The 18,658-nt window shown below is 63.0% G+C and carries 19 protein-coding genes; 18 read left to right on the forward strand and 1 reads right to left on the reverse strand.

Features of this window, described 5'->3' with window-relative positions; all coding sequences use genetic code 11:
• Positions 1 to 109: 109 nt before the first annotated feature.
• On the forward strand, positions 110 to 388 hold the full coding sequence (locus tag BH682_RS10640) for a WhiB family transcriptional regulator (protein WP_020907098.1): 279 nt from the start codon (positions 110 to 112) through the stop codon (positions 386 to 388).
• Positions 389 to 563: 175 nt separating this feature from the next.
• Here the strand turns inward: BH682_RS10640 and BH682_RS10645 are convergent, their stop codons facing one another.
• On the reverse strand, positions 564 to 1,052 hold the full coding sequence (locus BH682_RS10645; protein ID WP_075832845.1) for a metallopeptidase family protein: 489 nt from the start codon (positions 1,050 to 1,052) through the stop codon (positions 564 to 566).
• 79 nt (positions 1,053 to 1,131) lie between these two features.
• Between BH682_RS10645 and BH682_RS10650 the strand changes: the two genes are divergently transcribed.
• From BH682_RS10650 to hpf, 17 genes are all read left to right on the forward strand, one after another.
• Positions 1,132 to 1,518 (forward strand): DUF3499 domain-containing protein, encoded by a 387-nt coding sequence (locus BH682_RS10650; RefSeq protein WP_007731177.1) that lies wholly within the window; start codon positions 1,132 to 1,134, stop codon positions 1,516 to 1,518.
• A gap of 143 nt (positions 1,519 to 1,661) precedes the next feature.
• A complete protein-coding gene (locus BH682_RS10655; protein WP_003941022.1) occupies positions 1,662 to 3,035 on the forward strand; it encodes a phosphomannomutase/phosphoglucomutase in 1,374 nt (457 codons plus the stop codon).
• Positions 3,036 to 3,198: 163 nt separating this feature from the next.
• Positions 3,199 to 4,293: a hypothetical protein gene (locus tag BH682_RS10660; protein WP_058039087.1), complete on the forward strand. Its 1,095-nt coding sequence runs from the start codon at positions 3,199 to 3,201 to the stop codon at positions 4,291 to 4,293.
• On the forward strand, positions 4,294 to 5,526 hold the full coding sequence (gene manA, locus BH682_RS10665) for a mannose-6-phosphate isomerase, class I (protein WP_064688946.1): 1,233 nt from the start codon (positions 4,294 to 4,296) through the stop codon (positions 5,524 to 5,526).
• Positions 5,527 to 5,534: 8 nt separating this feature from the next.
• A complete protein-coding gene (locus BH682_RS10670; RefSeq protein WP_075832847.1) occupies positions 5,535 to 6,494 on the forward strand; it encodes a cation diffusion facilitator family transporter in 960 nt (319 codons plus the stop codon).
• A gap of 86 nt (positions 6,495 to 6,580) precedes the next feature.
• Positions 6,581 to 8,077, forward strand: a complete 1,497-nt coding sequence (locus tag BH682_RS10675; RefSeq protein ID WP_075832849.1) for an amino acid permease — start codon at positions 6,581 to 6,583, stop codon at positions 8,075 to 8,077.
• A 111-nt stretch (positions 8,078 to 8,188) separates the two neighbouring features.
• The gene (locus tag BH682_RS10680; RefSeq protein WP_030535014.1) at positions 8,189 to 9,415 is read left to right on the forward strand and encodes an alkane 1-monooxygenase; all 1,227 of its coding nucleotides are present in this window, start codon (positions 8,189 to 8,191) and stop codon (positions 9,413 to 9,415) included.
• The gene (locus tag BH682_RS10685) at positions 9,415 to 9,600 is read left to right on the forward strand and encodes a rubredoxin (RefSeq protein WP_075832851.1); all 186 of its coding nucleotides are present in this window, start codon (positions 9,415 to 9,417) and stop codon (positions 9,598 to 9,600) included. The genes BH682_RS10680 and BH682_RS10685 overlap by 1 nt, the downstream gene beginning before the upstream one ends.
• Entirely contained in the window at positions 9,597 to 9,779 is a 183-nt protein-coding gene (locus BH682_RS10690; protein WP_003940894.1) for a rubredoxin, read from the forward strand. Before BH682_RS10685 ends, BH682_RS10690 begins: the two co-directional genes overlap by 4 nt.
• A 48-nt stretch (positions 9,780 to 9,827) precedes the next feature.
• Positions 9,828 to 10,469: a TetR family transcriptional regulator gene (locus BH682_RS10695; RefSeq protein WP_003941024.1), complete on the forward strand. Its 642-nt coding sequence runs from the start codon at positions 9,828 to 9,830 to the stop codon at positions 10,467 to 10,469.
• A 60-nt stretch (positions 10,470 to 10,529) separates the two neighbouring features.
• On the forward strand, positions 10,530 to 12,008 hold the full coding sequence (gene ahcY, locus BH682_RS10700; protein WP_003940766.1) for an adenosylhomocysteinase: 1,479 nt from the start codon (positions 10,530 to 10,532) through the stop codon (positions 12,006 to 12,008).
• Between the two features lie 80 nt (positions 12,009 to 12,088).
• A complete protein-coding gene (locus BH682_RS10705; protein ID WP_075832852.1) occupies positions 12,089 to 12,730 on the forward strand; it encodes a dTMP kinase in 642 nt (213 codons plus the stop codon).
• A 116-nt stretch (positions 12,731 to 12,846) separates the two neighbouring features.
• Positions 12,847 to 13,524: an MtrAB system response regulator MtrA gene (gene mtrA / locus BH682_RS10710; protein WP_003941013.1), complete on the forward strand. Its 678-nt coding sequence runs from the start codon at positions 12,847 to 12,849 to the stop codon at positions 13,522 to 13,524.
• Complete coding sequence (gene mtrB / locus BH682_RS10715; protein ID WP_042450112.1) at positions 13,521 to 15,260, forward strand: MtrAB system histidine kinase MtrB; 1,740 nt, start codon at positions 13,521 to 13,523, stop codon at positions 15,258 to 15,260. The genes mtrA and mtrB overlap by 4 nt, the downstream gene beginning before the upstream one ends.
• Complete coding sequence (lpqB, locus tag BH682_RS10720) at positions 15,257 to 17,035, forward strand: MtrAB system accessory lipoprotein LpqB (protein WP_042450111.1); 1,779 nt, start codon at positions 15,257 to 15,259, stop codon at positions 17,033 to 17,035. Before mtrB ends, lpqB begins: the two co-directional genes overlap by 4 nt.
• Before the next feature lie 33 nt (positions 17,036 to 17,068).
• Positions 17,069 to 17,800, forward strand: coding sequence for a ComF family protein (locus BH682_RS10725; RefSeq protein WP_003940811.1), 732 nt, complete (start codon positions 17,069 to 17,071; stop codon positions 17,798 to 17,800).
• Between the two features lie 175 nt (positions 17,801 to 17,975).
• Positions 17,976 to 18,656 (forward strand): ribosome hibernation-promoting factor, HPF/YfiA family, encoded by a 681-nt coding sequence (gene hpf, locus BH682_RS10730; RefSeq protein WP_075832854.1) that lies wholly within the window; start codon positions 17,976 to 17,978, stop codon positions 18,654 to 18,656.
• Positions 18,657 to 18,658: the final 2 nt, after the last annotated feature.

Here is an 18,658-nt window from a genome sequence, read left to right on the forward strand (position 1 = left end):
CAATGAAAATGTCGAGATCAGTTCTCTCGCAATGACAGTAAGCGACGAACCGCAGACCGATTCCCGAGCAGGCGCAGCAGAAGGTGCCTGCAGCAGTGAGTTCGACGGTATGAGTACTCGGCCAGTGCTGAGTCTCGTCACCGGCTTCGAAGAATTGTTCGACACCATCGAGGATCAGTGGCAGGAGCGTGCTCTCTGCGCGCAGACCGATCCCGAAGCGTTCTTTCCTGAAAAGGGAGGATCGACGAGGGAAGCAAAACGGATCTGCCTCGGTTGTGAAGTTCGTGACGAGTGCCTCGAGTACGCGCTTGCGAACGACGAACGGTTCGGAATCTGGGGAGGGTTGTCCGAGCGCGAGCGTCGGCGACTCAAGCGGGGGATCATCTGATCTGCTGCTGAATCGGTTCTGTCAGCGTCGGGGCTGACGGGCGGTCTTCGAAAGTCTGACCTGCAACGGGGAATTGCAGGTCAAGCAACGACTGTTTTGTTCTTCGTGTGGATTTACTTCTTCGTGTGACATCAGTTTTTTCGTCTGACAGTGCGTCAGTCCTCGTCGGGCAGTATCAGTCCTCGTCGGGCAGCGTGGGGTCGATGACCTGTGGGTCGACGCCCAGATACGTGCCGACTTGATGGACCAACACGTCGTGCACCAGATCCGTGAGTTCTTCCGGATCCTTCGCTCGCTGCTCCAATGGGCGGCGAAACAGCACAATTCTTGCGCGAGTCGTATTTCCGTGACGGTCGATTCCGGCCGGAATCAGTCGTGACAGTGGAACCGGGCCGTCTGCGATGACCTCCGGCGGCCATGTGACGGACTCCGGATCGTGCGCGTGAATCTTCGGAACTTCGTCCACTGCGATGTCGAGTTTCGTCAGCCGGTCGTGCCATGTGAGGTCGACGGGAGAGAAGGCGTCGAGCACCAGGAGATCGAACTTCTCCGCGCGGGTACGCCTGGCGGGCACCTCCGGGGGAAGTAGCGGTCCGCGCAGGCCACGGCCGTGTCGCTCGATGGAACGAGTGGTGACCGAGCGTCGGCGGCGGGCTTGTGGCATGGCGCCAGATTACGACAGGAGAAACTGCTCGGTGTGTCCGAGTAGGTTCCGGACGTGGGGAGGGCTAGGCTCCGTACCTGTGAGATCTCTGCGTCGCTGCTGCCGCCCCGGGTGCAAGAACCCCGCCGTCGCGACGCTTACGTATGTCTACTCGGACTCCACTGCGGTTGTCGGGCCGCTGGCAACCGTCGCCGAGCCCCATTCATGGGATTTGTGTGACACTCACGGCTCTCGAATCACCGCCCCCAAGGGGTGGGAACTCGTCCGCCACGAAGGCGGATTCGCGTCGAGTACTCCCGACGAAGACGATCTGACCGCTTTGGCCGAAGCTGTACGTGAGGCCGGTCTCGGAGATCGCAGCAAGTCCAACGTCGATGCAGATGAGGACATACGTCCCGCAGCTCCGAGTACTGCCCGTACAGGGCGTCGTGGACACCTACGCGTTCTGCCCGACCCGTCCAACTGACGCGAGATTCGTCGCCGTAGACGCTAGGCTCGACCGAGTACTTCCACACCCGAGTACTTCCACACCCGAGTACTGCGAATCTCCGGACGCCATGCGCCCGGACGTTCCCGTCTGTGAGGGTGCATGCACAAGGAGAGTTTTCAGTGGGGCGAACAGCCGAGTCGGTTGCTGCAATCATCAAGGCGTACGACGTACGCGGTGTGGTCGGTGAGCAGATCGACGAAGATTTTGTCCGCGACGTCGGTGCGTCGTTCGCCCGACTGGTCCGCGACGAGGCCGGCGCCGCCACGACGGTTGTGATCGGCTACGACATGCGCGCATCGTCGCCCACACTGTCTTCGGCTTTCGGTGACGGCGTGCTTGCTCAAGGGCTCGACGTCGTCTACATCGGATTGGCGTCGACCGACGAGCTCTACTTTGCATCCGGTTTGCTGAACTGCCCGGGCGCGATGTTCACGGCGAGCCACAATCCCGCCAAGTACAACGGCATCAAGATGTGTCGGGCCGGCGCCAAGCCGGTCGGTCAGGACACCGGCCTCGCAGTCATCTCCGCCGAGGTCGTCTCGGGTGTTCCCGCGTACGACGGACCGGCAGGCACCGCCAGCACCAAGGACGTCCTCGAGGAATACGCGAGCTACCTCCGCGGATTGGTCGACCTGGCTGCGTTGCGCCCGCTGAAGGTCGCAGTCGATGCAGGCAACGGTATGGGCGGCCATACCGCGCCGGCCGTATTCGGGCCGATGCCCCTCGACGTCCTGCCGCTCTACTTCGAGCTCGACGGCACGTTCCCCAACCACGAAGCCAATCCGCTCGATCCGGCCAACCTCGTCGACCTGCAGGCCTACGTGCGCGAAACCGGAGCGGACATCGGCTTGGCGTTCGACGGTGACGCGGACCGTTGCTTCGTCGTAGACGAGAAGGGCGACCCGGTCTCGCCGTCCGCGGTGACGGCACTTGTCGCCAAGCGCGAACTCGCGAAGGAACCGGGCGCGTCGATCATCCACAACCTGATCACGTCACGGGCAGTGCCCGAACTGGTCGAAGAACTCGGCGGCGTCGCTATTCGTACCCGAGTCGGCCACTCGTTCATCAAGCAGGAGATGGCCGAGACCGGTGCGGTGTTCGGCGGCGAGCACTCCGCTCACTACTACTTCCGCGACTTCTGGGGCGCCGACTCCGGCATGCTCGCGGCGCTGCACGTACTCGCCGCACTGGGCGAGCAGGATCGTCCGCTCTCCGAGTTGATGGCGGAGTACACCCGCTACGCGGCCTCGGGCGAGATCAACTCCACCGTGGCTGACGCGGCAGATCGTACGGCCGCTGTACTGGCGGCATTTGCCGACCGCACCGAGTCGGTGGATCGCCTCGACGGTGTCACGGTCAGCCTCGAGGGAAATGCCTGGTTCAACTTGCGCGCGTCCAACACCGAACCACTGCTGCGACTCAACGTCGAAGCACCCACGTCCGCCGATGTCGACGCATTGGTGAACGAAATTCTGGCGATCGTCCGGGCTTGAATCCGAGTCTGATCGGTTTGTCGGTGAGCCGAAGCCCTGGGATAGTTGGGGGACTATCTCAGGAACGACGGCCTCGGGAACGAGGGCTTTGCCACCACGGACCGCGTGGAGCTGGAATGCTGGATGGTGCGGGAACTGCTAACGGAGAAGGGGGTGCGGTGAGATGACAGCGCCGATGCCGCTTCTCGACCTCGACGACAGCGAGGGTTTGTCAGCTGCTGATTCGGAAGGGCTACTGCGGTCTGTAGCCATGGGCGGCGCACAGATTCGGGCCACCGCGTCGGCCGTCGGTGAGGGTGTGATCTCCCGATTGGCCGGTCTGCGTCCGCGCAGCGTCGTACTCATCGCCGGCGCGGGTGGCGCCCGGCACGGAGCCAGGATCGCGCTTGCTCTCGTCGGAGATTCGGTCGGTTGCCCGCTCCTCGTTCTCGACCGGACGCCGTCGTGGGCCGGGCCATTGGACGTGATCGTCGTCGCCGGTGACGATGCCGGTGATCCACGCCTCGTCGAATCCGTTGACAGTGCCGTACGCCGCGGCGCCGAGGTTGTTGTCGCCGTTCCCGACGAGGGGCCCATGCGAGCCGTGGCGGCCGGGCGCACCATGCCCTTGCCACCGCGGCTCTACGCCTCGCCCCGGCACACTATGACGCGGTTCCTCGCCGTCTTCCTCGCGGTTGCCGCCGAAATCGAGGGCAAGGGATCGATCGAGGACCGTTCGGCGGTGCTCGGTCGAATCGCCGACGCAGTTGATGCGGAGGCGCTGCGGGACGGACCTGCCAACGAGGTATTCCACAACCCGGCCAAGTCGTTGGCCACCAGGATGAGCGGCCGGCGAGTCGTTCTGTGTGGAAGTGGTTCCGTGACAACAGCACTCGCAGAGTTCTCGAGCGTTGCGTTGATGAGCTCCGGCCTGAACGCCGCTGCCGCCGAGATCTCCGAGGTGATTCGTTCGGCGCGGGCACTGTTCGCGCCGGACGCAGCTTCACGTGATTCGGTGTTCCACGACCCCTTCTTTCACGATCCGCAACTCGACGGCGCGCTGCCGACCCCGCCGGCGCGGGCGTTCGTCTTCGCGACCGAATCCACGCGCGGGGAGGCGAGGCGCCGGATGGACGCACTGGCTGACGCCGACCTGGTGGTTGCGGCAGACGAAGACCAGACCAACGTGGTCATATCGGAGATGGAGCAGGTATTCGTGTTGGCGTCTCGAATAGACATGGCCGCGGCGTACGTGCAGTTGACGGGCGGTGCGAAGTAAGTGCGTGAACTCGAAGGTGCACTTCGTTCTTACGCGTGGGGCTCGCGAACGGCAATTGCCGAACTACGCGGTCTTTCGACTCCGTCGAATCATCCCGAAGCGGAATTGTGGTTGGGCGCGCACCCGGGTGACCCGGCGCGCGTGATCACCGAATCCGGAAGCGAGTCGTTGCTCGAGGTCCTGCACCGCGAACCCGAACGCGAACTCGGCCGTGAGAACCTCGAGGCATTCGGTGAGCGACTCCCATTCCTGCTCAAGCTGCTTGCGGCGGAAGAACCGCTGTCGCTTCAAGCGCACCCCAGCGCCGTTCAAGCCGACGAGGGTTTTCGTCGTGAGAACGCACTCGGCGTTCCCATGGAATCGCCGATTCGCAACTACAAGGACGGCAGCCACAAGCCCGAACTCGTTGTCGCGCTCAGCAGATTCGAAGCGCTTGCCGGATTCCGCGAGCCGACGCGGACTGTCAAACTGCTGCGCGCTCTGGCCGTCGACGAGTTGGAGCCGTACATCGGTCTGCTCGAAGGCCAACCCGATTCCGACGGACTGCGGGCGTTGTTCACGACATGGATCACGCTGCCGTCCACGGTGCTCGGGACCTTGCTCCCTGCCGTACTTGCCGGGTGCATCACCTACGTCGCGCACCACGACGCCGAATTCGTGACCGAGATCCGCACCGCGCTGGAATTGAGCGAGGCGTACCCCGGCGACGCCGGTGTTCTGGCGGCACTGCTGCTCAACCGCGTCACCCTCGAGCCCGGCCAAGGACTGTTTCTCGCTGCCGGCAATCTCCACGCGTATCTCCATGGACTCGCGGTCGAGATCATGGCCAACTCCGACAACGTTCTGCGTGGTGGGCTGACACCGAAGCACGTCGACGTGCCCGAATTGCTGAGGGTTCTGGACTTCGTCGGGGCCGATATCGAAGTGCTCGATCCGGCCCCGTCATCTGGATCAGGTCAGTCAGGATCAGGTAGATACGAGTACGTCACGCCGGCGCCCGAATTTCGTTTGACGCGTCTGGAGTTCGACGCGAATTCCACGGACATCGTCGTCGACGCTTCAGGCCCGCGGATTCTGATCTGCACCGACGGCGCGGTCACTGCGACGTGCGGCACTGACACTCTCTACCTCGATCGAGGCCGAGCGGCGTGGATCGCTGCCGACGAGCCTGCGATACACCTGAGCACACGGACCCCGACTGCGCAGGTTTTCAGTGCCGTAGTCGGAAACTAGGAGACATTGTGTCGGCTCATGGTGGCAAGAAGGCAATTCTGGCGGCCCTCGGAGCCAATGCCGGAATCGCCGTAGCCAAGTTCGCCGGATTCTTGATCACCGGATCGTCGTCGATGCTCGCCGAATCGGTGCACTCGGTGGCCGACACGTCCAATCAGGGTTTGCTGCTCCTGGGGCAGAAGAAGGCAGAACGTGACGCGGATCAACTGCACCCATTCGGCTACGGGCGCAACCGATACTTCTATTCGTTCGTCGTTGCACTGGTGCTCTTCACCCTCGGTTCGCTGTTCGCGATTTACGAGGGTATTCACAAGATTCAACATCCGGAAGAACTCAATTCGGCTTTCGTGGCAATCGCGATTCTTGTCATAGCGATTTGTCTGGAGGGCTACAGCTTCCGGACCGCAGCGAAGGAATCACGACCGCTCAAGGGAAATGCGTCGTGGTGGAACTTCGTCCGAACCTCTCGTAGCCCGGAACTCCCGGTTGTGCTGCTCGAGGACACCGGCGCATTGATCGGTCTCGTCCTTGCACTCGGCGGCGTCGGCCTCACGATGGTGACCGGAAATCCGGTCTTCGACGGCATCGGGACTCTGTGCATCGGTGTCCTGCTCGGCATCATCGCGATCATTCTGATCATCGAAATGCAGTCGCTGCTGATCGGTGAGGGCGCAACGGCGGTGGAGACCGAACTGATCCTCAACGCCCTGGTCGACGGAACTCGTATCGAACGCGTCATTCATTGCAAGACGCAGTACCTCGGTCCCGAGGAGATCCTTGTTGCTGCCAAGGTTGCGGTGCCGATCGGATCGACGACCTCGGACGTGGCGACGGCGATCGACGAGGCCGAGTCTCGCGTGCGCGCTGCAGTGCCTGCGGCGCGGGTGATCTACCTCGAGCCGGACCTGGATCGTCTCAGCGCAGGAGATCGCCCTGAAACAGATCTACAGGCTCCCGACAAACCCTGAACAAAGCTGCGCCTGCGGGCTTAGGCTGATGCCATCTCTCTACTTGCCCATGGTGGGACCTGCTGGTCCCCAGCAAGGAGGCGGCAATGGCTGTCAAGGACGAGCAGGCCGGATCTGGACGGTCGAAGCTGTTTCGAACCAAATCGATCGAGCAGTCCATCAAGGACACTGACGAGCCGGAAACCAAACTCCGGAAAGAACTGAACTCGTGGGATCTCACGGTGTTCGGTGTCGCAGTCGTCATCGGTGCGGGCATCTTCACACTCACGGCTCGGACGGCGGGAAATGTCGCCGGGCCGTCGGTCTCGCTCGCGTTCGTCATTGCCGCCATCGCCTGCGGACTGGCAGCGCTGTGTTACGCCGAATTCGCGTCGACGGTCCCGGTTGCCGGTAGCGCGTACACGTTCTCGTACGCGACGTTCGGCGAATTCGTCGCCTGGATCATCGGCTGGGATCTCATCCTCGAATTCGCCTTGGCGTCTTCGGTGGTCGCCAAAGGCTGGTCGCTGTACCTCGGCGAAGTGATGGGCTCACGCAGCCCGATCGTCGAGTTGGGGCCGATATCCTTCGACTGGGGTGCGGTGCTGGTGATCGCTGTCATCACGATCCTGCTCGCGACCGGCACAAAACTCTCGTCGAGGGTGTCACTGGTGATCACGGCGATCAAGGTCGCGGTGGTGTTGCTGGTGATCATCGTCGGTCTGTTCTACATCGACACCGACAACTACTCGCCGTACATTCCGCCGTCGGAGCCGGGCTCGACGGGAGAGGGCATCCACCAGTCGTTGTTCTCGTACGTGACCGGGGCCGGTGGCAGCACGTTCGGGTGGTACGGATTGCTCGCGGCAGCCAGTCTGGTGTTCTTCGCGTTCATCGGCTTCGACGTCGTCGCCACGACGGCGGAGGAGGCGAAGGAGCCGCAGAAGGCGCTGCCACGCGGCATCCTGGGTTCGCTCTTGATCGTCACGGTTCTGTACGTGGCGGTGACACTGGTGCTGACCGGGATGGTGAAATACTCCGAGCTCGAGGGCGATACCTCCAACCTGGCAACGGCATTCGCCTTCCACGACATCACGTGGGCGAAAAACGTCATCTCGTTCGGTGCGTTGGCCGGTCTCACGACAGTGGTGATGGTGTTGATGCTCGGGCAGACCAGGGTGCTCTTCGCGATGGCACGCGACGGTCTGATGCCACGACGCCTGGCGCCGACCGGCAAGCACGGAACCCCTGTGCGGATCACGATCTTGGTCGGCGTCGTGGTCGCGGTGCTCGCCGGCGTTTTTCCGATCGGCACCCTCGAGGAAATGGTCAACATCGGCACACTGTTCGCATTTGTTCTCGTCTCGATCGGGGTTCTCGTGCTCCGTCGGACGCGTCCCGACCTACCTCGCGGATTCAGGGTGCCGCTGGTCCCGCTGGTCCCGATTCTGGCCGTCCTCGCGTGTCTGTGGCTGATGTTCAACCTGTCGGTGGAGACCTGGATGAGGTTCGTGGTCTGGATGGCCCTCGGCGTTGTCATCTACTTTGCCTACAGCAGGCAGCATTCGATGATCGGGAAGCGTGAACGCGGCGAAATCGAGTAGATGTACAAAGTTTATGATTTGTCTATCACTTGTACAAAATCAGTAGTACTGTCTACCCCATAGTGAACTGACTCACAGTTTTCGGGTCGGTCCGAATCGAGGAGGTAGACCGTGTCGACGCACGTGGACTCGCAATCCGGCCAGACGCTCCCGCCCGAGCAGTGGCGTGACAAGAAGAGATACCTCTGGCTGCTCGGCCTCGTGCCGCCGACGGCGGTCTTCATCGCCGTCGGATTGGTCGCGTTGTTCAACAGTCTCGGATGGAATGCGGTCTCGCCGGTGTGGTGGTGGATCGGGCCGCTGCTCGTCTACATCCTGCTCCCGATCCTCGACATCTTCTTCGGCCCGGACGGCGAGAATCCGCCGGACGAAGTGATGGAGCGCCTCGAGAACGACAAGTACTACCGGTATTGCACCTACATCTACATACCGTTCCAGTTGGTCAGCCTGGTCCTGGCCTGCTACCTCTGGTCGGCGACCGATCTGTCCTGGCTCGGAATCGACGGGGGACTTGGGCTGATCTCCAAGATCGGTCTGGCAATCAGTATCGGTTGTGTCGCAGGAATCGGGATCAACACCGCACACGAGCTCGGTCACAAGAAGGACGATCTCGAACGCTGGTTGTCGAAGATCACTCTGGCGCAGTCGTTTTACGGTCACTTCTACATCGAGCACAATCGTGGACACCACGTGCGCGTCGCCACGCCCGAGGATCCGGCGTCGTCTCGCTTCGGTGAGAGCTTCTGGACCTTCCTGCCGCGCAGTGTGTGGGGATCTCTGCGCTCGTCGTGGTCCCTGGAAAAGGCCAGACTCGATCGACTGGGTAAGAAGCCGTGGACAATTCGCAACGACGTCCTGCATTCGTGGTTGATGTCCGTCGTACTGTTCGGTGTCCTCGTCGCCGTCTTCGGCCTCTCGGTACTGCCGTTCCTGGTGCTGCAGGCCGTGTTCGGATTCTGTCTGCTCGAAACCGTCAACTACCTCGAACATTACGGACTGAAGCGTCGTCGTCTGGACAGCGGGCGGTACGAGCGTGCAGCACCGGAGCACAGTTGGAACAGTGATCACATCTGCACCAACATCTTCCTGTATCACCTCCAGCGTCACAGCGATCATCACGCGAACCCGACGCGTCGTTATCAGACGCTTCGAAGCATGGACGGTGCGCCCAACCTGCCCAGTGGGTACGCGAGCATGATCATCCTCGCCTACGTTCCACCGCTGTGGCGAAAAGTGATGGATCCCAAAGTCCTTGCGCACTACGGCGGCGACATCACCCGCGTCAACGTTCAGCCGTCCAAGCGTGATCGCATCCTTGCTCGGTACGGAGCAGCGTGATGAGCAGCTATCGATGCCCGGTCTGTGAATACGTCTACGACGAATCGAAGGGTGCACCACGAGAAGGGTTTCCGGCGGGCACGCCGTGGGATGCCGTGCCGGACGACTGGTGCTGTCCGGACTGCGGCGTGAGGGAAAAGCTGGACTTCGGGCCGATGCCGGCAACGGCGGGGAGTGAATCATGAACGACTACAAGCTGTATCAGTGCGCGCAATGCGGCTTCGAGTACGACGAGGCAGTCGGCTGGCCGGAGGACGGTATCGAACCGGGCACTCGCTGGGACGACATTCCCGAAGACTGGAGTTGCCCGGACTGCGGGGCGGCGAAGAGCGACTTCTTCATGGTTGAGGTCGAACGACGGTGAGATGCGTCGGCGTCGAACGGACCTAGGTGCGGCGGTAGTGTCGTCACCATGACTTCGACGCCCACTCGTCTGCCGCAGAAAGAAGCGTCGCGCCTGCTGCTGCGTACGTCGGTGCTCGATTCGATGCGTGAGTTGTTGACCGAGCGCGACTGGTCCGAGGTGACGCTGACGGTTCTGGCCAAGCATGCCGGTGTGAGTCGTCAGACGCTCTACAACGAGTTCGGCTCGAGGCAAGGGCTTGCCGAGGCGTACGCGCTTCGCCTTGCTGACGGCTTCGTCGACGCGGTGGACGAGGCCATGGTGGCGAACGACGGACGTGCAGTCGAGGCGTTGACGGCGGGTTTCGGATCGTTTTTCGCCTCCAGTGCAACCGACCCGTTGGTGATCTCTCTGCTCACCGGTGAGGCCAAGCCGGACCTGCTTCGCCTGATCACCACCGACAGTGCGGTCATCATCGAGCGCGCGTCGTCGCGGCTTGCGGAGAGTTTCCAGCGAGGGTGGATTCAGGCGTCACCCGCCGACGCCGGAATTCTGGCCAGGGCGATTGCGCGTCTCGGGCTGAGCTACATTTCGATGCCGCCGGAGTCCGAGGCTTCGGTGGCGGAGGATCTGGGCATACTGCTCGGGCCGTTCATCGACGTGGCGCGCGAGGGCCGCGCAGTAGAGGGGCGGGCGGGAGAGGGCGTCTAACCGATAGCCTGGTACACCGATAGGCTTGTGCAGAGTATGCACGTCAACCAGGAGAGGCAGATGACGACCTCAGTTTCAACAACGCCCGTGGCCGAGAGCCGTAACGGCATCGACTTCAAAGTTGCAGATCTTTCGCTCGCGGAGTTCGGTCGCAAGGAAATCCGTCTGGCAGAGCACGAGATGCCCGGCCTCATGGCGCTTCGTCGCGAATACGCAGAGGTGTTGCCGCTCAAGGGCGCTCGCGTTTCCGGCTCGCTGCACATGACCATTCAGACCGCGGTGCTGATCGAGACGCTGACCGCGCTCGGCGCCGAGGTCCGCTGGGCTTCATGCAACATCTTCTCCACGCAGGATCACGCTGCCGCCGCCATCGTCGTCGGTCCGCACGGCACCCCGGAAGAGCCCAAGGGCGTTCCGGTTTTCGCCTGGAAGGGTGAAACCCTCGAAGAGTACTGGTGGGCAGCCGAGCAGATGCTGACCTGGCCGGGTGAGCCTGCCAACATGATTCTCGACGATGGCGGCGACGCCACCATGCTGGTGCTCAAGGGCGCACAGTTCGAGAAGGCCGGCGTCGTCCCGCCGACGGACGACGACCAGGATTCCGACGAGTACAAGGTCTTCCTTGCACTTCTGCGTCAGTCCCTCGAGTCCGACAAGGGCAAGTGGACGGCAATCGCCGAGTCCGTCCAGGGCGTCACCGAGGAGACCACCACGGGCGTTCTGCGCCTGTACCAGGTTGCCGCTGCCGGTGAACTCACGTTCCCCGCTATCAACGTCAACGACTCGGTTACCAAGAGCAAGTTCGACAACAAGTACGGCACGCGCCACTCGCTGCTCGACGGCATCAACCGCGGCACCGACGTTCTGATCGGCGGCAAGGCTGCGCTGGTCTGCGGCTACGGAGACGTCGGCAAGGGTTGTGCCGAGGCACTTCGCGGCCAGGGCGCTCGCGTCGCGGTCACCGAGGTCGACCCCATCAACGCCCTGCAGGCACTCATGGACGGCTTCGAGGTCAAGACAGTCGAGCAGGCCATCGGCTGGGCCGACATCGTGATCACGTCCACCGGTAACAAGGACATCATCACGTTCGAGCACATGAAGGCCATGAAGCATCAGGCCATCCTGGGCAACATCGGTCACTTCGACAACGAGATCGACATGGCCGGCCTCGAGAAGTCCGGCGACGTCACGCGGATCAACATCAAGCCGCAGGTCGACGAGTTCACGTTCGCCGACGGCCACTCGATCATCGTGCTGTCCGAAGGCCGCCTGCTCAACCTCGGCAACGCGACGGGCCACCCGTCGTTCGTGATGAGCAACAGCTTCTCCAACCAGGTCATCGCGCAGATCGAACTGTGGACGAAGCCGGACGAGTACGACAACGAGGTCTACCGCCTCCCGAAGCACCTCGACGAGAAGGTCGCCAAGATCCACGTCGAGGCACTCGGTGGCACGCTGACCAAGCTCACGAAGGATCAGGCAGAGTACATCGGCGTCGACGTCGAAGGCCCGTACAAGCCCGAGCACTACCGCTACTGACCCGGTGATTCGTCACTGAGGATGTAGTGTCCGCCGTCCCCCGGTCTGCGCAAGCAGGCCGGGGGATAGGCTTGTCCGCCGTGGGAACACTGGTGGCATTGGAAGGCCTCGACGGCGCTGGAAAGCGAACGTTGATCGGCAAAGTGGAGAGCGAACTCCGCCGCGGCGGCACGTCGATCGCGACTCTGGATTTTCCGCGGTACGGGAAGTCGATCCACGCGGATCTTGCTGCCGAGGCACTCAAAGGATCGCACGGAGACCTGGCTGAATCCGTGAACGCGATGGCAGTCCTGTTCGCCCTGGACCGCGCGGGTGCGGCGGATCGGATCTCGGACCTGTTGTCCGCCAACGACATTGTTCTCCTCGACCGCTACGTGGCGTCCAACGCCGCCTACAACGCGGCGCGCGCGCATCAGAGCGTGGACGGCGAGATGGTCGCCTGGGTCCGTGAATTGGAGTTGGGTCGACTCGGTCTTCCCGCTCCCGATCTGCAGTTGTACCTCGACGTGCCGGTAGCTCTGGCCGAGCAGCGTGCCCGCTCGCGTGAGGCCGAGGACGCGTCGCGTCAGCTCGACGCCTACGAGCGCGACGGCGGCCTGCAGGCCAGAACCGGTGAGCTCTACAAGCAGTTGGCAGCGACGGACTGGGTCTCGCCCTGGTGGATCGTGGGGCCGGAGACGGACCCGGGCGAACTGGCGCGCAGGCTCGCGGATTTCGCGTGATCGGTCACCCTTGCGGCCGGGATTCGAACTTTCCGGCACAGTAGAGGGAAAGACGCGGCACGCCGCACGGCCTCGTAACGGTCTGATTCATCGCTCCGAGATGCAACGATAGGGATATGAAACCAAGGATTCTGGTTGTCGACGACGACACGGCACTCGCCGAGATGCTCACGATCGTGCTGCGTGGTGAGGGTTTCGATCCCTACGTGGTAGGCGACGGAACCCTGGCGCTCGCGGCAGTGCGTGAGACCCGGCCCGACCTCGTCCTGCTCGATCTCATGCTTCCCGGAATGAACGGGATCGACGTATGCCGAGTTCTGCGTGCGGATTCCGGCGTGCCCATCGTGATGTTGACGGCCAAGACCGACACCGTCGACGTCGTACTCGGCCTCGAATCCGGCGCGGACGACTACATCATGAAGCCGTTCAAGCCGAAGGAGCTGGTGGCGCGGGTGCGTGCTCGCCTGCGCCGTACGGAAGAGGAGCCGGCCGAACTGCTGAGCATCGCCGACATCGTGATCGACGTTCCGGCACATAAGGTCAGCCGCGGCAGCGAGCAGATCTCGCTCACACCACTCGAATTCGACCTGCTGGTCGCATTGGCGCGCAAGCCGCGCCAGGTGTTCACCCGTGAAGTCCTCCTCGAGCAGGTGTGGGGATACCGCCACGCCGCCGACACCCGCCTGGTGAACGTGCACGTTCAGCGTTTGCGCGCCAAGGTCGAAACTGATCCCGAGAATCCCGAAGTGGTTCTGACGGTCAGGGGGGTCGGCTACAAGGCCGGACCGCCGTGAGCGGAGTTTCCAGGTGGCGTCGTCGTCTCAACCGACGGCTGACGCCATTTCTGCGGTGGTGTCACTCGATGAGCAACACCCTCGCGCACACGTGGCGACGCTCGCTCCAATTGCGAGTGGTCGTCTCGACTTTGACGTTGTCCTTGATCGTCATCGTCATTCTCGGTGTCGTGCTGACCAGCCAGATCACCGATCGGCTGTTGGAAACGAAGATCACCGCGGCGACCGAGGAAATGGACCGAGCCCGCGGCATCGTCGAAGACCAACTCGCGGGCGTCGACGATTCGACGGCGCTCAACGTTCAATTGGAAAGCGCTGCATCCGGACTGACCAGCCGTCGAAACCAGACCTCGGGCCAGGCCTCCGGGTCGGCCGGAACCTTCGACCCGGTGCTCATCGTGCCAGGGGACGGGCCGCGCCAGCCGACGAGTTCGGGACCGGTCGATCAGATCCCCGACAACCTTCGCGAGTTCGTCAAACGCGGCCAGATCAGTTACCAATTCGCGACGGTGTCCAACCCGAACGGTTACTCCGGACCCGCGCTGATCATCGGTAGCCCCACCGCGTCGTCGATATCGGGACTCGAGCTGTATCTGATCTTCCCGCTCGCCAGCGAAGACCGAAGTCTGTCTCTTGTTCGAAGCACCCTGCTGATCGGTGGAGCCGTGTTGCTGGTGCTCTTGGCGGCGATTTCGCTGTTGGTTGCCAGACAGGTCGTGCTTCCCATCCGATCGGCCTCGCGAATCGCGGTGCGTTTCGCAGACGGCCGACTCAAGGAACGAATGCCGGTCCGCGGCGAGGACGACATGGCGCGCCTGGCCATGTCCTTCAACGAGATGGCCGAGAGTCTGTCCAAACAGATCACCCAGCTGGAGGAGTTCGGCAGCCTCCAGAAGCGCTTCACCTCCGATGTCAGCCATGAACTGCGCACACCACTGACCACGGTCCGGATGGCAGCCGACCTGATCTACGACGGCAGCGAGAACCTCGACCCCATGCTGCGTCGGTCGTCGGAACTGCTTGTCGCCGAACTGGACAGGTTCGAAGGGCTACTGGCGGACCTCCTCGAGATCTCCCGTCACGACGCCGGTGTCGCGGAACTCGCATCCGAACAACTCGACGTGCGTATGTGTGCGCGAGCGGCCGTTTCCACAGTTCGCCATCTCGCCCGCGAATCCGGCACCGAACTGATCGTGGACATGCCCGACGAGCCCGTCATGGCAGATGTCGATCCGCGCCGCGTCGAACGCATCCTGCGAAATCTCCTGGCCAACGCCATCGACCACGGTGAGGGGAAGCCGATTCTGCTTCGCCTTCGCGCCGACGACAATGCCCTCGCCTTCATCGTCCGCGACAGTGGCGTCGGGTTGCGTCCGGGCGAGGAGAAGTTGGTCTTCAACCGGTTCTGGCGATCGGACCCGTCCCGCGTGCGCCGCAGTGGCGGCACCGGACTCGGCCTCGCGATCAGCGTCGAAGACGCGAATCTGCACGACGGCAAGCTCGAGGCCTGGGGCGAACCGGGAGTCGGAGCCTGCTTCCGGCTGACGCTCTCGCGCACCCGTGGCAAGAAAGTCGTGTCGAGTCCGCTGCCACTCAAGCCGACGACCACCAAATTCGTCCGCACGCCGAGCGAAGCCGACATCGTCGCCGATACCGTCGGCGAGGTCACATCGTCCTTGCCGACTCCGCGCGAAACTGACTCACGGAACGAGTCCAACGGTGGGGATCGATCATGATCGGAACCCGCCGTCGTCTGGGACTTCTCGCAACAACCCTGAGCGTTCTGTTGCTGACCGGTGCATGCGCGAGTTTGCCGGAGTCCTCGTCGCCACAAGCAATCGGAACTCTGGCGACAGCCGTGCCCGGAACCTCCGTCGAATCACCGGCATCGGGGCGAGAGCCGGACCTGCTGGTACGTGACTTCGTCAAGGCGAGTACCGATCCGTCCAACCGGCACGCCGCAGCCCGTCAGTACCTGACCAAGGACGCTTCGGCGCGTTGGGACGACGCGGCAAGTGCTGTCATCGTCGACAAGGTCGATGTGCTCTCGGTTTCTCGAACCAGCACCGAAGCCGTCTACACGATTCGTGTGAACAAGGTCGGTCGCCTCGACCCGGGAGGACTGTACGTTCCCGAAGAGGGCAGTTTCGAAGCGAGGATGACCCTGGCGTTGACCGACGGCGAATGGCGGATCAGTGATCTGCCTCCCGGCGTGATCATGGAGCGTCCGCAGTTCCTCGGCGCTTACCAGCGGAAGTCGTTGTTCTTCCTCGACCCCACCAGCCAGACGGTCGTCCCCGATCTTCGCTGGATCTCCGGCGGGCAGGACCAGGTGGCGGCTCAGCTGATCGGTCTGATGATCGACGGACCGAAGGCAGCGCTGGCGCCGGCTGTGCGAAACGAACTGGGCAATGGCGTGTCGGTGATCGGTCCGATCACCAAGGCCGACGGTAAGCCGGGACAGGTCGGAGTCGGTCTCGGTGGTGTGCGCATCAACTTCCGCCTTGACAACCCGATGGATGCTGCTACTCGCGGTTTGTTTGCAGCACAGGTCATTTGGACGCTCGCCAACGCCGATGTGGCAGGGCCGTACGTTCTGGAGATCGACGGCGAACCGCTGGACGCGGCTCATGCCGACGGCTGGACCACCGCCGACGTCGCATCCACCAACCCACTGGCCACCACGAGTGCAACCGTCGGACTGCATGCACTGCGCAACGGTTCACTGGTGAGTGTCACCGAGCAAGAGGCGACTCCGGTGCCCGGTTTCGCGGGCAATGCGGGCAACCTCACGGCGGCTGCTCTCTCACGGGACGGCAAGTTGGTGGCAGCCGTCGCGGACACCGCTCGGCCGGATCCCGGCACAAGATTCGACTTGTCGCTCGGGACATACGGCGAAGGGTCCGTTCCGGTACTCGAAGGCAGCGCCATCACCAGGCCTTCGTGGGAGTTGGACAACAACGCGGTCTGGACGGCTGTGAACGGCAATACCGTCGTTCGGGTCGTCCGTGAACCAGGCACCGGCCGGGTGTCGGTCACCAACGTCGACGTCGGGGCCCTGACGTCGGTCGGTTCCACGATCTCGGAACTGCGTCTGTCGCGGGACGGCGTGCGAGCGGCGATGATCATCGACGGCAAGGTCTACCTGGCTGTGGTCGTGCGCACCGCCAGCGGGGTCTACGCCCTGACGAGTCCACGCGCAGTGGCCTCCGGCTTGGGCAGTACCGCGCTCTCACTCGACTGGAGCAACAGCGACACCATCGTGATCGCGCGCAGTGGAGCCGACATACCGGTCGTCCAGGTCGCGATCGACGGCTCACGGATGGACGCGCTGCCGAGTGGAAACCTGACCGCTCCCGTCACCTCCGTGGATGCATCGCCGACCACCGAGTACGTCGCCGACGCGCGTGCGGTGTTCCAACTGAACAACAACGACCCCGCCGGGGATCGCCGCTGGCGTGAGGTGACCGTGCTGACCGGACAGAAGGCGATTCCGGTTCTGCCTGGCTGACGTCTCTGCGCTCTGGTGAATGTCTGCGCTCTGATGCATGTCGGTGCTCAGGTTCATGATTCGGCCATGGGGGACAAGAAATTCGGTGCCGGTCTGCTCGACCTGCTGTTGCCACGCGAGTGTGGTGGGTGTGGCCGCTCGGGGACTCTGTGGTGCGGTGAGTGCGCGGAACTGCTGCGCGATCATCCGCTTCAACTGAGTCCGCGCGTGGATCCGGGCGTGCCCGTCTGGGCACTCGGCCGCTACGACGGCCCCAGGCGACGCAGTGTGATCGAGATGAAGGAACGGGGTCGTCGGGACCTCGCGATGCCTCTGGGGATCGCTGTGGCCGACGCGTTGGCCACTCTGGAACGGTGGGGCGAGCTCGGCAGCGGGGGTCGTCCGCCGATCGTGCTGGTGCCGGCTCCCACGCGCGCCCGAGCGGCGCGATCTCGCGGGGGCGATCCGGTTCGCCGGATAGCCGAAAGTATGCGCGGAAAGCGGGAAATTGGTTCTGTCGCGGGTCGTCCGGTACGTGTCTGTCCGATTCTCCGGATGACGCGAGGTGTACGTGACTCGGTGGGACTGTCCGCGGCCGACCGGGTGACCAACGTGAACGGTCATGTGTCTCTCGACACCACTGCGATCTCTTCGATTGCCGGGGACAGTGACATCGTCCTGCTCGACGACGTCCTCACCACGGGAGCGACTGCGGCAGAGTCGGTTCGGGCCCTCTCGCTCAGTGGGATTCGGACAACTCTCGTGCTTGTCCTTGCAGGGGCTTAGATGAATTTCGTTGGAACAGTGGCACTCGCGCGCGTTACGTACTAGCGTCGGCGGCACACCCGAAAATACTGGTAGGAGGTGGTACTTCGATACTGGTGCCGGGCGGATCCCCTCTCGGTACTTGCAGAATTTGCCGCCGCCCACCGTGGGGCGGGGCCGTAATTGGGAGGTACGAGTGACGACCCCTTCGCAAGCCTCGTTTTTCATCGAGGACGCCACCATCGAGCGTTCCGAGAATGCCGCAGCTCCGAGATCCGACATCGTAGTCAAGGGACGAAATGTCGAGATCCCCGATCACTTCCGAATCTACGTTTCGGAAAAGCTGGCGCGACTCGAACACTTCGACCCCTCCATATTCCACTTCGACGTGGAACTCCAACATGAACGCAACCGACGACAGGCCAAGAGTTGCCAGCGCGTCGAGATCACCGCTCGAGGTAAAGGCCCGGTGGCCCGAGCCGAAGCGTCCGCAGACAGCTTCTACGCCGCCTTCGAATCGGTGATCGACAAGCTCGAGAGTCGCCTCCGTCGAACCAAGGACCGCAAGAAGGTCCATTACGGCGACAAGCGACCGGTGTCCGTCGCGGAGGCAACCGCCTCCCTCGTCGACGCAGACTCACTCGGAGTCACACCGGACATTTCGCTGAACGGTCAAGAGCCGGACGAGTACGACGGCCCGGGACGCGTGGTCCGCACGAAGGATCACCCGGCCGAGCCGATGACCATCGACGACGCTCTCTACGAGATGGAACTGGTCGGACACGACTTCTTTCTCTTCCATGACAAGGAGTCGGACAAGCCGTCCGTCGTCTACCGTCGTCACGCTTTCGACTACGGATTGATCCGCCTGACATGACC

This window comes from Rhodococcus sp. YL-1, assembly GCF_001942025.1.
Classification (GTDB): domain Bacteria; phylum Actinomycetota; class Actinomycetes; order Mycobacteriales; family Mycobacteriaceae; genus Rhodococcus_F; species Rhodococcus_F qingshengii.

Excerpts from the sequence above, each read along its gene's own strand:
- BH682_RS10685 (WP_075832851.1), top strand. The coding sequence starts at position 9,415 with ATGAGCAGCTATCGATGCCCGGTCTGTGAATACGTCTACGACGAATCG.
- BH682_RS10695 (WP_003941024.1), top strand. The coding sequence starts at position 9,828 with ATGACTTCGACGCCCACTCGTCTGCCGCAGAAAGAAGCGTCGCGCCTG.
- BH682_RS10640 (WP_020907098.1), top strand. The coding sequence starts at position 110 with ATGAGTACTCGGCCAGTGCTGAGTCTCGTCACCGGCTTCGAAGAATTG.
- ahcY (WP_003940766.1), top strand. The coding sequence starts at position 10,530 with ATGACGACCTCAGTTTCAACAACGCCCGTGGCCGAGAGCCGTAACGGC.
- BH682_RS10675 (WP_075832849.1), top strand. The coding sequence starts at position 6,581 with ATGGCTGTCAAGGACGAGCAGGCCGGATCTGGACGGTCGAAGCTGTTT.
- BH682_RS10725 (WP_003940811.1), top strand. The coding sequence starts at position 17,069 with ATGCATGTCGGTGCTCAGGTTCATGATTCGGCCATGGGGGACAAGAAA.
- lpqB (WP_042450111.1), top strand. The coding sequence starts at position 15,257 with ATGATCGGAACCCGCCGTCGTCTGGGACTTCTCGCAACAACCCTGAGC.
- mtrA (WP_003941013.1), top strand. The coding sequence starts at position 12,847 with ATGAAACCAAGGATTCTGGTTGTCGACGACGACACGGCACTCGCCGAG.
- BH682_RS10690 (WP_003940894.1), top strand. The coding sequence starts at position 9,597 with ATGAACGACTACAAGCTGTATCAGTGCGCGCAATGCGGCTTCGAGTAC.
- BH682_RS10660 (WP_058039087.1), top strand. The coding sequence starts at position 3,199 with ATGACAGCGCCGATGCCGCTTCTCGACCTCGACGACAGCGAGGGTTTG.
- BH682_RS10645 (WP_075832845.1), bottom strand. The coding sequence starts at position 1,052 with ATGCCACAAGCCCGCCGCCGACGCTCGGTCACCACTCGTTCCATCGAG.